Source organism: Rheinheimera faecalis, assembly GCF_021290965.1.
GTDB classification, from domain to species: Bacteria; Pseudomonadota; Gammaproteobacteria; order Enterobacterales; family Alteromonadaceae; genus Pararheinheimera; species Pararheinheimera faecalis.
Genome location: NZ_JAJOYT010000012.1, coordinates 73,134 through 87,038, shown reverse-complemented (window position 1 = coordinate 87,038; position 13,905 = coordinate 73,134). Strand labels below are relative to the sequence as shown.

Annotated in this window: 12 protein-coding genes; 1 reads left to right on the top strand and 11 read right to left on the bottom strand. The window is 48.6% G+C overall.

Annotation, left to right across the window (positions count from 1 at the left end):
- Window positions 1–20 precede the first annotated feature (20 nt).
- Window positions 21–197: a DUF1328 family protein gene (locus LSG34_RS17190; RefSeq protein WP_233010339.1), complete on the bottom strand. Its 177-nt coding sequence runs from the start codon at window positions 195–197 to the stop codon at window positions 21–23.
- Between the two features lie 270 nt (window positions 198–467).
- Here LSG34_RS17190 and LSG34_RS17185 point away from each other — a divergent pair, with 270 nt between their 5' ends.
- Complete coding sequence (locus LSG34_RS17185; RefSeq protein WP_233010338.1) at window positions 468–785, top strand: hypothetical protein; 318 nt, start codon at window positions 468–470, stop codon at window positions 783–785.
- Here the strand turns inward: LSG34_RS17185 and LSG34_RS17180 are convergent.
- The 10 genes from LSG34_RS17180 to LSG34_RS17135 are packed head-to-tail and all read right to left on the bottom strand — an operon-like array spanning window position 782 to window position 13,886.
- Window positions 782–1,837 carry a hypothetical protein gene (locus LSG34_RS17180; protein ID WP_233010337.1) on the bottom strand — a complete coding sequence of 352 codons (1,056 nt, stop codon included), beginning with the start codon at window positions 1,835–1,837 and terminating at the stop codon, window positions 782–784. The genes LSG34_RS17185 and LSG34_RS17180 overlap by 4 nt on opposite strands.
- A gap of 44 nt (window positions 1,838–1,881) precedes the next feature.
- On the bottom strand, window positions 1,882–3,705 hold the full coding sequence (locus LSG34_RS17175; RefSeq protein WP_233010336.1) for a hypothetical protein: 1,824 nt from the start codon (window positions 3,703–3,705) through the stop codon (window positions 1,882–1,884).
- Window positions 3,706–3,708: 3 nt separating this feature from the next.
- The gene (locus tag LSG34_RS17170) at window positions 3,709–5,001 is read right to left on the bottom strand and encodes a hypothetical protein (protein ID WP_233010335.1); all 1,293 of its coding nucleotides are present in this window, start codon (window positions 4,999–5,001) and stop codon (window positions 3,709–3,711) included.
- Window positions 4,998–5,960 (bottom strand): hypothetical protein, encoded by a 963-nt coding sequence (locus tag LSG34_RS17165; RefSeq protein WP_233010334.1) that lies wholly within the window; start codon window positions 5,958–5,960, stop codon window positions 4,998–5,000. The genes LSG34_RS17170 and LSG34_RS17165 overlap by 4 nt, the downstream gene beginning before the upstream one ends.
- Window positions 5,961–6,018: 58 nt before the next feature.
- The gene (locus LSG34_RS17160; protein WP_233010333.1) at window positions 6,019–8,385 is read right to left on the bottom strand and encodes a hypothetical protein; all 2,367 of its coding nucleotides are present in this window, start codon (window positions 8,383–8,385) and stop codon (window positions 6,019–6,021) included.
- Window positions 8,386–8,395: 10 nt separating this feature from the next.
- Window positions 8,396–9,550 (bottom strand): hypothetical protein, encoded by a 1,155-nt coding sequence (locus tag LSG34_RS17155; protein ID WP_233010332.1) that lies wholly within the window; start codon window positions 9,548–9,550, stop codon window positions 8,396–8,398.
- The gene (locus LSG34_RS17150; RefSeq protein ID WP_233010331.1) at window positions 9,538–10,983 is read right to left on the bottom strand and encodes an alkaline phosphatase family protein; all 1,446 of its coding nucleotides are present in this window, start codon (window positions 10,981–10,983) and stop codon (window positions 9,538–9,540) included. The genes LSG34_RS17155 and LSG34_RS17150 overlap by 13 nt, the downstream gene beginning before the upstream one ends.
- On the bottom strand, window positions 10,973–12,205 hold the full coding sequence (eboE, locus tag LSG34_RS17145) for a metabolite traffic protein EboE (protein WP_233010330.1): 1,233 nt from the start codon (window positions 12,203–12,205) through the stop codon (window positions 10,973–10,975). The genes LSG34_RS17150 and eboE overlap by 11 nt, the downstream gene beginning before the upstream one ends.
- Window positions 12,202–13,098, bottom strand: a complete 897-nt coding sequence (locus LSG34_RS17140; protein WP_233010329.1) for a TatD family hydrolase — start codon at window positions 13,096–13,098, stop codon at window positions 12,202–12,204. Before LSG34_RS17140 ends, eboE begins: the two co-directional genes overlap by 4 nt.
- The gene (locus LSG34_RS17135) at window positions 13,092–13,886 is read right to left on the bottom strand and encodes an EboA domain-containing protein (protein WP_233010328.1); all 795 of its coding nucleotides are present in this window, start codon (window positions 13,884–13,886) and stop codon (window positions 13,092–13,094) included. The genes LSG34_RS17140 and LSG34_RS17135 overlap by 7 nt, the downstream gene beginning before the upstream one ends.
- Between the last annotated feature and the right edge of the window lie 19 nt (window positions 13,887–13,905).

The following is a 13,905-nucleotide window of genomic DNA, read 5'->3' as shown; positions in this document are numbered from 1 at the left end:
CTTCGGCCACTTGGGGCCAATTATAATTTAGGGGTTTTGCCGCGTAGCGCATTCGCTAACAATGAAATTACCAGTAATACGACAAAAATCATAAAGATAATTTTCGCTATACCTGCTGCAGCGCCTGCAATACCACCAAAACCCAGAATACCGGCCACTATGGCCACAATAAGAAAGGTTAAAGCCCAGCCTAACATAATTGCTCCTCAGTGCTTCTGCACTAGTTGAACGTACTTTGTACACTAAGCCAGCATCATGCCAATATCAGGGTTTACACTTTAAGTTATTGTTATCGCTTATTTTATACATGTTTTATGAACGCAGGCTGTCTTAACTTTTAATCACTCAACGGTAAAATTTACAGGCAAAGCAGTAACAGTTGCATAGTTGTGAAGCTAAAGCCCGCTGCTGTGTCGCTTAAACCATGGCATAATCCAGCCTATAAAGAGCATAAGTGCGGGTTAGCAATGGCAAAAAAATTAAGTGTGGTGCAAGTAAAACAACAAGCCAATGTGCTGAAATCGCTGGAAGCTGTTGAGCAGGCCGCTGCGGCTTTGTATGCGGATTTTGTTGGCTGCTGGTTTAGTATGGAGTTTGAAAATTTTCCGGGTTCTTTACTGGTGCGTTGCCAGTTTAATTCCGAAACAGCTCTTGCCGCTGCACTGGAGCAAAAGCTGGATCTGTATTTTCAAAAACAGATCCATAAGCAATTGTTTAAATGCGGCATTTTAATTAAAGACATTAAAAAGCATGTGGTGTTAACGACTTTATCTGCGGATGATTAAAACTGTACTAAACGCAGCATTCCGGTTAAAGCCTGAGCTTTGTTCTCAGGACCTGGTATCGAGCGCCCTGGTAACCCCATACCTTCACTGATCAGCACTCCGCCTGGTACCAGACATAAGTTGGATGGCGTATCCAGCTTTGTCGCCAGTACCAGTACTTCACCTGTATTTAAATCACAACTTAATAACCGGCCGGAAAATCGCTGAAAACCACCATGCAACATTTCTCCTGACCACTCTGGCATCAAAGGTTGCAATACCTGCTGACAGAGCTCCAGTACTAACAGTTTTTCCTGCGCCGTTAAGGCTAAACCTGTTGGCAAATTCAGTCCTGTTAAGACAGTTTCAATGCGGCCTGTAGCAGGATAAACACGGACCACTTGTCCGGCTTTGTCAGCAAAGTCTATGCCTTGCTTATGGGCAGACTGGCGTAGCTCTCCTGAGAACAGACTGATCAAGACAGCTTCTGTTTTCGCTTCATAAACTAAGGTCACAGGTACTGCTTCCTGACCCAAAGCCAAAGCAGGTAATTCTGCCAGTACCTGTTCCGGTTGACCGTCAATAAACTCTAACAGTTGATTGGTATCAGGTTTTACCGCTAACCAGGAATTGCGTTTAGGGTGAAAACAAAGAGAGTTCAGATTGCCCCTGCTGCGAAATACTGGCTCTGGCGGCATGCTGGCCATATCGAGAATTTTTGAGCCTTCCACGTAGTCGGTCTGGCTGAGTAGATAACGACCATTGCCAAAGGCAATATCCGATAAACCCATAATTTCATCTCTGAACATACGGGTCTGCATATTCATGGAACGAAACCCGCTGATCATTACTTCGGGTTGCAGGTAATAACCCACACGCAGCGGATCAGGTTTTAACTGCACTAAACGTCCGCTAAAAGGGGTTGTGGCATCACCAGCGCCGGCTTCCACCAGCAGCACACTACCATCTGGTTTTTGGCAAAGCCCTCTGGGGTTCAACAAGCCATCAGCAACAATGACAGCATTGCATTTAGCCATCGCAGGCTGAGACTGCACTTGAAACGGAATAGGCATAGATACTCCTGAAATCAGGGACCAGCAGGCCCCTGTACATTCAATTACCAAATAACAGCTGGATTAGGTTGCCATGGTTGACCCGTCAGATAAGCTGTTAACAAAGCCACCTGACTAGGGGACATAGACCGCACTACAGGCATACACAAAGTGGTGCCTTTATAGGCATCAGAGGTGCGGGCCAGAATCGAGTTTTTGGCACCCATAATGGCATCCGGCTGATTTAATGGTATGTAGCGGGACATAGCCGGAAAGGCCAGATAATGGAACCTCAGCACATTGGGATACATCAGCTCCCAGGTAATGGTAGTGCCTGCAGCTATACCAAAATCAGTCTGGCTGTATTTGCGGAAGTTGGTGAAAAACTGCCCTCCATTCACCTGATAGTTCAGGCTTTCAAAACCAGCCACAGCCGAGCTGCCAGCTACAGCTGAGGCGGTAAAGCTGACCGAAGGCTGATTGGCAGGAACTGTGACGCTGGACGGAAAGTTGATAAAACTCCAGTATTTTGGCGCAATATAAGTTCCTGGGGGTGTAGCTGCAATTTGAATCTCTGTATCGCTGCTCACTGGCTGGCCTAAATAACGCAGTTGTAAAGTCACAGTCAGGCTACCATCGTAGTCATCCAGATAGATATTGCGCTGATCGCTATACACCCGCCAGGCTTGCTCAGGCGCATTTAAAATACTGCTGTTCACTGTATTTGGCGCTGTAATAGTCAGGGCATTGGTTTGAACCGCAGCTAACTGAGTTGATGTTAAGGGCAAATCGACAATGCCGCCATACTGATAATAAGTCAGCAGTTGCGGGCTGGCTGGATCCAAAGTCGCCAGGCTGGTGTCTCCTGCTGCAACAGCCACAGTGCCATAATTTACATTAGGCCCAATAGGGCTGGTGATGTCGTCCCGTACTGCCCTGAAACCATCTTTTGGAATGATATTAACCATATCAATGCTAAGCATAGTGTCGCTGATCAGACTGGCATAACCTGTACCACCAGTGCCTGGAAACTCTTTGCTGCCGCTGTTGATCAACTGGCGCCCTGCAGGGCAGCTTAATGGCTCATCAGCAAAAGCCGGGGCTATGGTGCCAATGACCCTGCCTATGCTGGGGTTAGGGGTATCCTGCCCTGACGCATAATTAGCATTCAGCTCAGCTGTGGTCATGGTCGGGCACATTTCAAACATCACAAAACGCAGCACTATGCCCGTGGCCCCAGGCGCTTCAATAATGGCTTTGAGTATAGGGCTGTTGCTGTTGTAACTGACAATACTGCTCAGAGGAAATGTCAGTTGAAAGGTGCCGCTGAACAAAGATGAACCCGGCGCATCAGTTTCGCCCGCCAACAGACGCTGGGCCACATCCAGGCTGTTGCACACTGAGTTGTAACGTATTAACAACTGGGGGGCAGAGGAAGAACCAATCTGCAAACCACCGACAAAAATTTGTGTAGTGATACCGCTGGTTGGATCTAAATCCACCATCATAGGACCGGAAAAGGGACCCTGACCAGTGACAGGATCAACAGAACCCAGCAGGTAAACAGGCTGACCAATTAAATCACCGCTGGTGCTGATATTACCTGGAGTGCCCTGTGAACTAATCAGTGCATTTTGCATATCGACCACATGCTGGCCGTAATGATTCCAGCCGCCTGCGGTGTAGTAAGTGCCATTTGGTGCATTGATCATATCGTTCAGTTCATCATCTGTATAAGAGGACGCTTGTGGTGCCAGCGTTGAGGTAGTCAGGTCAAACAGCTGTAATTTGCTACCGTTGTACGGGATGGTGGCTGAATTATTCGGCACACTGACATCAGTGCGAATGCCACCCCAAAAGTTTAATCGTGGGCCATTTAAAATACTCATTTGTTACTCCTTGGCGTGGCTTGTCTTGCTGCTGGCCGGAGCCTGGGCAAATTTAAATAAATAGGAAAAGTCGGACTTCATCGCACTGTTGACCGGAGTCGCCATCGAATGACAATTCATACAGCTGCTGTTGGGCTGGATATAACTTTCCATAGTGACATTGGCTGATAATGCCGGCGTAGGCTGGCCCAGGGGATTGCTGGGGTTATCCGGCATCAGAGGGCGCTGGGTCGTCACCAGTTGGTAGTATTTATATAGAGTGTCGCTCAATGTCAGCTGCACAGCTGAATTGATTTGCTGAGTGTTTGCAGCCAAAGGCGTGACTCTGTCTAACGGGTTTGGAGTCTGGAAGGTTATGCCGGTTTTTGGCACACAGACCAGTTGGGTGCCTTGTTGTTGCCAGTTGCAAGGCGATTGATTCAGGGCCGCTGCTGGTATTGAGGCGTCAAAAAACGAATAAAACACGCCTTGTTGTGGATTATTCACCCATTGACCATTTTGTTGCACTTTAGGCGGGACGTTGTCGACTTGCTCAAAAGTGGACCAAATCCACTGCGGATAACCAGCGGCTTTGGTGATGATATGCAACCCCACTAAACCCAGAGTTGCGCTGTTGCTGCCGCCTGTTGGCTGGCCCTGCGCATTAAATTCAGCAACCTGAGCCTGCATCGTCAGATATCGGCTGCTGTCATCGCTGGATGTCAGCATACGCCAGCTGGCTTTGACTTCAGTGGCGAAGTTTGGAAAGTTGATATTGTTGGCTTTGGACACTACATCTGCATTGTAAAAGTTGTTGCTGACTATGTAGTTGTAAGAGGTTTCGTTGGCGGAGATTTCGTAATAAGTCGGGTTACCCCGCTGATCAATCAACCAGCCACCTACGGCTTGATCCACAGCCTGAACTACATTGGTATTTTTCAGCGCCGCAATATTAATGCTGCTAAGTTGTTCTGTGGTTAAAGGGCTATTCCAGGGGCCTGGATTGGCAGCATCTGGCAAAAAGATCTCTTCAACATCTTTATAGGTTTGCCAGACCACAGGGCCTGCATCCCCTATTACTTGAGTGCAATCCGGTTGCCCGCGCTGACCTGCCTGAGCTGGCCAGTTTAAGGCTATAAACATTTGCCAGCTGTATAAATCAAACTCTTGCTGGCTGGCAGATGCTGCAGGTACAGAAGTAGGAAACTGACAGGACCAGTTCCAGAGTAAACCGGATTTTTTCGGCTGGTCCTGAGCTATTGAATTAAAACTGCTGAAGAACAGCATGCAAGTCAGACTAAAAGTCAGCAGCTTCATTTTGATTTTTCCTTCAGTGCTGGAACTGGTGTTGGGCTAAGTTGGTTCCACTGCGCCTCACCCACGCTGTTTTTTGAAGAAGGTGGGTTAAACAACTGACAAGCCGGAGGATCAGCAGGACACATTTGGGCCACCTGATCCCAGGTGACTGCCGGATCTGGTTTTTCGACCCGAAAGTTGCTGTAGTTCTGGCTGACGATAGGGGCATTGGCAACACTGGTATCACCGGAAAAATAAAAAGACTGTGGGTGACGATAAGGCGGTAAACCTGGTTTGTCAGAAGTCGCGTTTTTATTAAAAGCATAACCAAATAAAATCGGGCCACCGGGTGAGGGCACATCCAGCGCATAAGCCTGCACTGAGCCATTTAAATTCTGACTACGAGAAGCGCTGTAGGGCAAATGCTGAATAAAATTCTGCCGTGGTGGATGATTCAGCGGTGAAAACAGGCAGCAGGCAGGCATATCTTTAGGCCTGTCCTGTGGGTACGTCAGAAAATAGGCTTTGTTGCCTAAAGAGACAAAAGAGCAGCTGTAGTTATTGTCTGCGATAGGAAAAATAGGCAGACAGTATTTTTCGTAATACTCCATCATGGCGCCATAACCATCGCCATCTTTTGGGATGTAGTTGGTGTCGTAATAACTTTTACCGTAGGACACAGTGTAATCTGCAGGTTTTAAAGTCGAAGGTGGGCTGCTGTATGGCGGCGGGTTGGTCTGGTAGTTTTGTGTCACTCTGTACATGGTCCAGTCACTGACCCACATGGAAGGGAAGTACGGATCGCTGGGGTCTGTAGAAGCCCTTGGTGCTATACAGTTGTCGTTTGCGGCGTTGCAACCATAAGTGTTATGCACGCCCATACTGAAAAATACGTCGTCATCGTCGGCTTGTGCCGGTTGGCTGAACAGCATCAACAGCAGCATGCCGGACAGCACCTTTTGCATTATTAATTTGCCCATCATCATTTCCTTTTGTTTTTCATCAGGGCTACAGCTCCGCTGCCCTGTTTTTTGGTGGTTAGCTGTTAAAATCACTTAAACTCAAAGGCATAGGCGGATAGTTCAGCTTCACCAGCTTTTGTGCCCACAACTCCAGTACAGCCCTGCGGCTTTGTGGTAAATCCCGCGTGATAGGCATCGCCAGGGTGCTTTCTTCCTGATAGTCCTTACTGACCAGTACAATCAGCTGATCAATGGCGCCTTCAACCCGCTGCAGCGAATTTAATGGCATGTATTTGCTCATAATGGGATAGAGGTAATAAAAGGGCTGCAGAATTTGTGGGTAAATAAAGTTCTCCCAAATCAGCTGACTGGCATTTTGTTGCTGGTAAATACTGTTCCAGTAAGTGACAAAATCCTGCTCCATTTGAGGTTCCTGCGGTAAGACCCGAAGGGGCGCCAGAAAGTCGGTGTAGGCATCGGCAAAGCTGAAACTAAATGGAATAACCGGCTGTTGCTGAGTCTCCTGGACGAAAAAACGCAGTGTTGGAAAACCCGGAGCTATAGCTTTCACTGTCAACTGGGCTATGCCATTGGCATCGGTCTGGATTTGAGTCACAGAATAATTGACTGTGCTGGTCGGTTCGCTAAGCACACCTTGCATAGCAATAGGGTTGGTAAATTGCAGGCAAGGTGCTAACGAGACGCCGGCCGGAGTTTTCAGATAATCCTGATACATCACCGGCACTGGGTTAGCCTGATCAGTATTTGTGGTCAGCGCCGATAAAGTACGGCCGCTGCCTTGCTGTTGCAAAGAGGATTGTTGCCCGCTTTGAGTACCAAACTCTGGAGTGGTGGAGCTGTTATTGCCGGGATTACCAGGATAATTTAAGTACAAAGGGAAGTTGGCATTGTTACTAAACGCCAGAAAATAGTTGCTGGTGGTGAGCATAAAGGCATTGCCGTATTCGGCCACCCATAACACTGTACCTGCAGGAGCAGGCAAACCATCGTACTGCACCATAATATTCAACGTATAAGTATCACCGACGTCAATAAAGCCAGCACTTTCAATGACCTCTGCTGTCCACATTTGTTGAGTGGCAGCTACAGTGCCGTCCGTTGCCAGCCTGAGTTCCAGTGTTCCGCTTTGCAGTTGTTGCTGCTGGCTGATGGTCAGTTCAATGTCCACTAAGCCTGATCTGAGATCAAAGGCGGCCTGGTTGTATTGGTCATAACTTAAATTGGCTACAGGGGTAAAAGGTCCATTATTTGATGTACCAAGTTGGTAAGTGCCAGCATCAAATTTGGCTGCTACCGGAACAGGTGCTGTTTTATCTACGGGATAAAACGGGAAGGCATTACCTAAATCAAGTGACAGCACAGAACCATGTTGTTCTGCCGAAATCACGCCTAAAGTAGCCTTAATAGTGTCGCTGGTTGCATTTTTTTGTACCGGAACAGCATTCATTGGTACTAAACGCCGGCCAGCTGGAGCTGTTGGATATTCATCACTAAACCATAATCCCAGTGTGCCAGCTGTTCTGCTGTAAGCGGGGTTAAAGAAAATCTGGGTGGTATTGTCTAAACCTTTTTGATACATAGCCTGCAGAGTAGCAAGAGCCTGCGGCGTGTTGTCACGGGTATCTACATGTGGGTAGTTATTAAAAATACCGTTTCTGTCGTAAAAGGTCAGGTAGGTAGAGAAGCGGAACATTAATCCTGCAGCGTTTTGTTGCTCCATCTGCTGTTGCAACTGTGCCAATAAGTTGGAATCGCCAAGTGCCCACTGCAGGTTTTCTTTCGGGAAACTGCTTTGCCAGGTGGTGGTGACATAATTTAAACCACCAAAGGTAAAAGCCCAGTTAAAATTCAGAAATCTGTCCAGCATACGGTGTTGCCGGTTTAGTGTCAGGCCACAGCTACTGTCACCCAGTACCAGTTTGTCAAAATACAAAGCGGTGAAAGTATTCTGCCATGGGCTGACATCGACAAAACGGGCTGGTGTTGGATTGGTGCTGCCAAAAGGGTTGCCCAGCAACTGGTAACTTTTGCTGACTAACGCATCCTGCGTAATATAACTATTAGCCTGTAGTTCACCACCTACTACAGTTGACTGAATTTGCTGATAATTCACAGTGCCACAGGCATTGTCGCCAAATAAATCCCATTCGGCAGGGATCATCGGATAGGCCGCTGAGTTGCCGTTGCCCGGCACCTGCAGCACATAATCCGGTACCTGAGCCAGAGGTAAAGGTGCTATGGTCCAGGGCATTAATGTGGTGCTGGCATTGGCTTCGGTAATGCCTAGCGGCTCCAGAAAAGGCCAGTTCATCTGCATTTTTACCGCATCGTACAAAGGCAATACGTCGTTGTTATTAGCTGTTGGCGGATTCCAGAACATATGGCCATTGACATAAATACGCGGGAAATTTAATACGCTCATGATGTTCTCCTTAACGTTGCCATTGGGCGCGTTTTAGTGACCAGACAAAATCCAGCTTGTTGTAGCCAACAAAAGCTGAATCCGGTAAGGCTGTGGTGGGATAAACAATGCCGCCTTGCTGAGCCAGCGCGAAGTTAAAGTAGCCTTTGGTTTTGGAGTAAGCTGCTGTGCTATGACAGGCGATGCAGGAGGACTGACTCTGGAATGCTGATTCCAGCTGAGAGTTCGCCAGCAACACAGGTTGCTGATTAAACTGATGCTGCACGCCGATCAATTCGTATTTGGCTAAAGGCAGGTAAACCGGGTTCGTCTGAAAAGCGGTATTAACCGGCACAGCTGCGGGCGTGGGGCCCGTTGTGTTATGCATAGGGGTTGGCGGAATAGCGTTGGTGACAGTGTATTTGCTGTTATTAATATTCTCGAAGCTGGTCCAGACCCAATCCGGTGTCAGCTTATTGATCACATGCATACCACTTAAGGCGGCATAACCCACCTGATACACGCCATTTTGCAGATAATAGGCCTGCACTGTGTAGTAACCGTCCGACTGCAACAGGTTCATAAAGGTCTGATTGGTGCCAATCCAGATCCAGGAGGTTTTCAGCTCCCATGCGGTGTTAGGGAAATTCAGATCACTGGTCAAAGCCGCCTGGCCGTTGACGTTGTATACCTTCTGCGCGTTGATGTAGTTAAAGGTATCACTGCCCATCAATAACTGAAAACGTACTGGCCGCCCTTGCTGCTCCGGCGGCACAGCGCCACCCATTTCCAGCACTAAACCGTCCACCTGTTGGATACTGTCGAGGTTATGGAACACTTTGCGTGGGTCCATGCCTAAAGTGTTGGCCTGAGCCAGCACTGCAGCTGGTGTAGGTTCTCTTTGGTCATAAGGCAAAGGCACAGCACCATTGGGTAAATACACCTGATCTGTAGGTTTGAGTAACTCCCAGACTCTGTTCAGACCATAAGCGTCAGCGGGCTGGTTCAGGCAGGTAAACCAGTTCCAGGCCATGGTTTCAGGGCTGGTATTAAATTGCTGCAAAGTCGCAGAAGCTGAAGTGCCGTAGTTAAAAAAATTATTGCAGTCAAAACGGCTTTGCTGGCTTTGAGCCTGACAAGCAGCGGGCGCTAATGCCAGCAGAAAAATAGCTACTATTCTCCACATAAAATCTCCTTAGATGGCTTTTTTTGTTCGCGAGGGCATCCTAAAAAATGCTGTAGGATCAGTTGTTTTACTGCTGTCATAGGTAGGCTGGCCGCAAGGCCGGTTTTGTTACTCTGGATCAACATAGGGCCTGTAAAGGCAGAGCTGGCAGGGCGGCCATGGCTGCCTTTGACCAGACTGGTGTCCAGTGGGATCAGGTCCATATAGATACGAAACCCCAGCTTTTTCTTCAACAAACGCTGCAGTACCCGCAGTTTTGGAAACCGAATATCAGGGTCAATAAAGAGTTCCAGCGGGTCATAACCTGGTTTGCGGTGAATATCGACAGTGCGGGCAAAGTCTGGCGCTTTGTTGTCGTCAAACCAATAGTAATAATCAAACCAGTAACCAGCCTGAGCGACCGCGATCAGATCACCGCTACGGCTATGGCCTATTTGCAGTTCCTGCTGTTCCGATTGATCCAATACCCGCTCAACTCCGGGTACTTGCTCCAGCAAAGCTTTTACTTTTCCAGCGTCCCTGGGGGATTTCAGGTAAATATGAGCAATCTGATGGTCGGCTACGGCAAAAGCCTGGCTGGCCCCCGGATCTAATAATTCCCAGTGCAAAGACTGGCGCACCTGCAACAGGCCTTCAGCCCGTAATATACGGTTCAGTGATACAGATTGTTGCACTGGCTCTATGCCGTATTCAGACAGCAGCATCAAAGCCGCCCCCTGACTTTGTGCAAAGTCGATCAACCGGCCTATTTCGGTGTCTATTGCCCGCACATCCTCCTTAATTGAAGGATCATCAGGGCCCAGTCGTTGCAGGTTGTAATCCAGATGGGGCAGGTATACCAGCTGTAAATCTGGCTGGTTTAACGAAAATTCACTGATGGCACAGTCCACTATCCAGCGACTTGAGGCTATACCAGCTGCGGGTCCCCAAAAGTGCTGGAATGGAAAGGCTCCATGCTTTTTTTCGACAAACTGCTGCAAAGAAGCGGGTTCTGAATAGAGGCCAAACACCTTACGGCCATCAGCCGGATAGTGGGGCCTTGGTGTAATGGCTGCGCTGATATCGGCGTACATGTTGTACCACCAGAACAGTTGTGAGCAGCGAAAATCCGGGATGTTCTTTTTCAGTTCCTGCCAGACTTTTTCACCTTGCATCAGGCTGTTCGGTTGTAACCAGAAGCGCACTTCAGCCTGATCGCGAAAATACCAGCCGTTGCCTACTATGCCGTGCTTGGCAGGCGGCAAACCTGTCAGCATACTGGCCTGAGCTGTGGTGGTCAGCGCCGGAAATACGCCTTCTAAAGCACAACTCTCGCCTTGTGCTATCAGCTGATTCAGCCTTGGGCTATGTTCCCCCAGCAAAGCCGGAGTTAAGGCCACAACATTAACCACTATTAAAGGTTGGCGCGATAGCCGATTGGGTTTAGCTGACATGGCTGAGTCCTTTAGGCAGTTGCAGCAATTGGCGTTGTTGCAGTTGTTGCCAGACCCAACTCAGCTCCTGCGCTATGCCAGCAATTAAAGCTGCATCTCCATCAGGCCTTAAGGCTTGGGGTAATACGTTCCAGCTGTAAGTCTCCACTTCCAGCACTGGATGGCAGTCTTTGTGATCCCGCAGAAAATCAAAACATTGTTGTAACGCGGCTTGGGTGCCACAAAGTTCGGGCAACAGCAATTGCTGATGAAACAGCGGCAAATGAAAATGCACCCTCAATTCTTTGTACTGTTCCAGCCATTGATCAGGCCGCCACAAGGCTTCAGGTAAGTCGGCCCAGTGTTGTAACTGGCCTTCAGCTGACAAAGCTTTGGCCTGATGCAGATAAGTGGATTCGGCAAAATCGGCCAGCAATGCCAGCACTTCTGAGCGTCTGGCCCAGTTCAGTTTGTCCAGTTTCAACACCAGCGCACTGGACAGCTGAATTTTGCCGATTGGAATACCAGAGCCATGCAGTTTTGTCAGTGACTGGTAGCAGTTTTCATGCAATACGGCCTGATGACAGACATCAAAACATAAGCCTAAAAACTCTTGATTGGGGTCAAGCTGTTGCCAATGACGGAAAAACTCCAGGCTTTGAGCTGTTGTCTGCAGCACACAATCAGGCTCCATTTCCAGGCAAAACAAAATGTGTTTGCCTGTAGTGGCTTTTAATTCAGCCAGATAGTGGGTCAGTTGCAGCAACTGTTGCTCTGCCTGTTGCTGTTTTTCTGCAGTCCAGTGTGCCTGATAACCCAAAGGCACAGTGGAAATAACACCTCGCTCGCAGTCATCCGGCAGGCAACTGGCCAGAATAGCAGCTAGTTGTTTGCTGTAGTGCAGACGCTCTGGTTCAGACCAATCCGGCAAATAAGCACTGGTTTTTACTTTCGCCTGATGAAAGTTGCCAAAAGGAAAACCATTGAGTGAGGTTAATCGAATGGCATGCTGCTTAAGTTGCTGTTGAAACAACAACAATGCCGCGGGTTGCTGTAATTCAGCGGCAGCTGCTGCACTGAGCCACAAACCTGAATCCAGCTGCTCCAGTTGTTGTTGCTGCCGCACAAGCGCGATAAAACGGCTGAAGTTGGCAATGACTTCAGTCAGGCTTTCGCCAGCATGCACATTGCTGCAATAACCCAGTTCGCCGGGCTGCCAGAACGAGGAAGCCTGTCCACTCATTTGTTTGTTCTTTCTATGATGGGTTCCTGGCCACGCAGCGCGGAGTTCTCCTGCCATTGCTGACTTTGGTCAATACGCAAAGGACTGCTGACCAGCTGTTTATCCAGCCGGCCACTTTGTGCAAAAAAATCCACTGGATTGTGAAACAGCACCAGTTCAACCTGCTGCTCTGTAAAACCCGCGTCCAGCATGGCCTGCCCGGTTTTTGGTACTTTCAGTGGATCGCTGATCCCCCAGTCGGCGGCGCTGTTGACGATCATTTGTTCTGTACCATATTGCTTCAGCAACGCCACCATACGTTGCTCAGACATTTTGGTATTGGGATAAATGGAGTGACCACGCCAGCAGTTGGTGTCGAGCACCAGCGGTAAGGTCAGCTCGTTGAGGTGGTCAATCACCACCATATGTTCAGCTATACCCACTTCGCGGATCACCGCCAGCGTACGTTTGGTGCCGCCAATTTTGTCTCGGTGTGGGGTATGCACCAACACAGGCAGATTATGAATTCTGGCCAGCTCCAGCTGGGCTGCTAAAAATCTGTCTTCTTCGGGGGTAATGTCGTCATAACCTATTTCACCTACGGCCAGTACACCGTCTTTTTGCAGATAACGGGGCAACAATGCCAGCACTTCTTCCGCCAGCGATAAGTCGTTGGCTTCTTTAGGATTTAAACCCATAGTGCAAAAGTGATGAATACCAAACTGGCTGGCACGGAATCTTTCCCAGCCGAGCAGGGTGTCAAAATAATCAATAAAACTGCCGACAGAAGTGCGCGCCTGGCCTTGCCAGAAGGCGGGTTCAATCACACCGGTAATACCAGCTGCAGCCATATTCTGATAGTCATCTGTGGTTCTGGATACCATATGGATATGAGGATCGAAAAACTTCAGCATAAATCTGGTCCTTGTTGGGTAAATTGAAAAAGTGGGAGCTGGTCAACCCCTTGTTGTTGCGCGGCCTGGCGCCAGAAATGCTGATGGGTTGAACTGGTTAAAAACTGGCTAATAAGTTGTCGTTGTCTGCTGTCCAGATGCACAAACAGAATGGCAAAAGCTATGGTGGCAGGTGGGTTACGGCCAGCGGCCAGCCGTTCTGCAACCAGCTCAAAAGCTAAGCGGCTTAAATCCTTATCCAGCCGTTCTTTCAGTCCTGCTATGGCTCTGATATCCAAATCCATAAACAAAGCTTTGAGTACCAACTGATGAAAAGCATGAGGCTCATAATGATGGGCCGGATAATTATTGCTAAGCGCAATAGCGGAAAACACCAGGCTGTTATTGGTGCGTCCTGCCTGCAACGCCAGATCCAGCACTAAGCCATTGGCATCAAAAAAGCTCAGAGCTTTGAGCCAGCAGATTTTTTCATCATCGTCTGAGCTGCGAAATACCTGCCGGAATAGCTGTTCACGTTCAGACAGAGGATGGGTATGCAGGGCCTGCGCCAGCAGCAGCACTCTGGCTAGCTGAGTTAAAGTCCATTCACCCGGTAAAAAACTGTGGACAGAAGAGTTGCCAAGTTGGCGTCTGGTTTGTGCGCTGGCAAGCAACAGGGCTTCGGATTTTGCTTGTGTTGCAGTGATGTGCTGCACTTGTTGCTGTAGCCAATCGCTGGCAGAGACCGAAAGCTCTGCATTGACTTCAGCATGCAACTGTTGAGTTTGTTGGCTGTTCAGGATCAGCATCTGAGTTGCTCTCTATCGT

Bases quoted from the DNA above. Each gene is read 5' to 3' on its own strand.
- LSG34_RS17190 (WP_233010339.1), bottom strand. From the start codon at position 197: ATGTTAGGCTGGGCTTTAACCTTTCTTATTGTGGCCATAGTGGCCGGT.
- LSG34_RS17185 (WP_233010338.1), top strand. From the start codon at position 468: ATGGCAAAAAAATTAAGTGTGGTGCAAGTAAAACAACAAGCCAATGTG.
- LSG34_RS17180 (WP_233010337.1), bottom strand. From the start codon at position 1,837: ATGCCTATTCCGTTTCAAGTGCAGTCTCAGCCTGCGATGGCTAAATGC.
- LSG34_RS17175 (WP_233010336.1), bottom strand. From the start codon at position 3,705: ATGAGTATTTTAAATGGCCCACGATTAAACTTTTGGGGTGGCATTCGC.
- LSG34_RS17170 (WP_233010335.1), bottom strand. From the start codon at position 5,001: ATGAAGCTGCTGACTTTTAGTCTGACTTGCATGCTGTTCTTCAGCAGT.
- LSG34_RS17165 (WP_233010334.1), bottom strand. From the start codon at position 5,960: ATGGGCAAATTAATAATGCAAAAGGTGCTGTCCGGCATGCTGCTGTTG.
- LSG34_RS17160 (WP_233010333.1), bottom strand. From the start codon at position 8,385: ATGAGCGTATTAAATTTCCCGCGTATTTATGTCAATGGCCATATGTTC.
- LSG34_RS17155 (WP_233010332.1), bottom strand. From the start codon at position 9,550: ATGTGGAGAATAGTAGCTATTTTTCTGCTGGCATTAGCGCCCGCTGCT.
- LSG34_RS17150 (WP_233010331.1), bottom strand. From the start codon at position 10,983: ATGTCAGCTAAACCCAATCGGCTATCGCGCCAACCTTTAATAGTGGTT.
- eboE (WP_233010330.1), bottom strand. From the start codon at position 12,205: ATGAGTGGACAGGCTTCCTCGTTCTGGCAGCCCGGCGAACTGGGTTAT.
- LSG34_RS17140 (WP_233010329.1), bottom strand. From the start codon at position 13,098: ATGCTGAAGTTTTTCGATCCTCATATCCATATGGTATCCAGAACCACA.
- LSG34_RS17135 (WP_233010328.1), bottom strand. From the start codon at position 13,886: ATGCTGATCCTGAACAGCCAACAAACTCAACAGTTGCATGCTGAAGTC.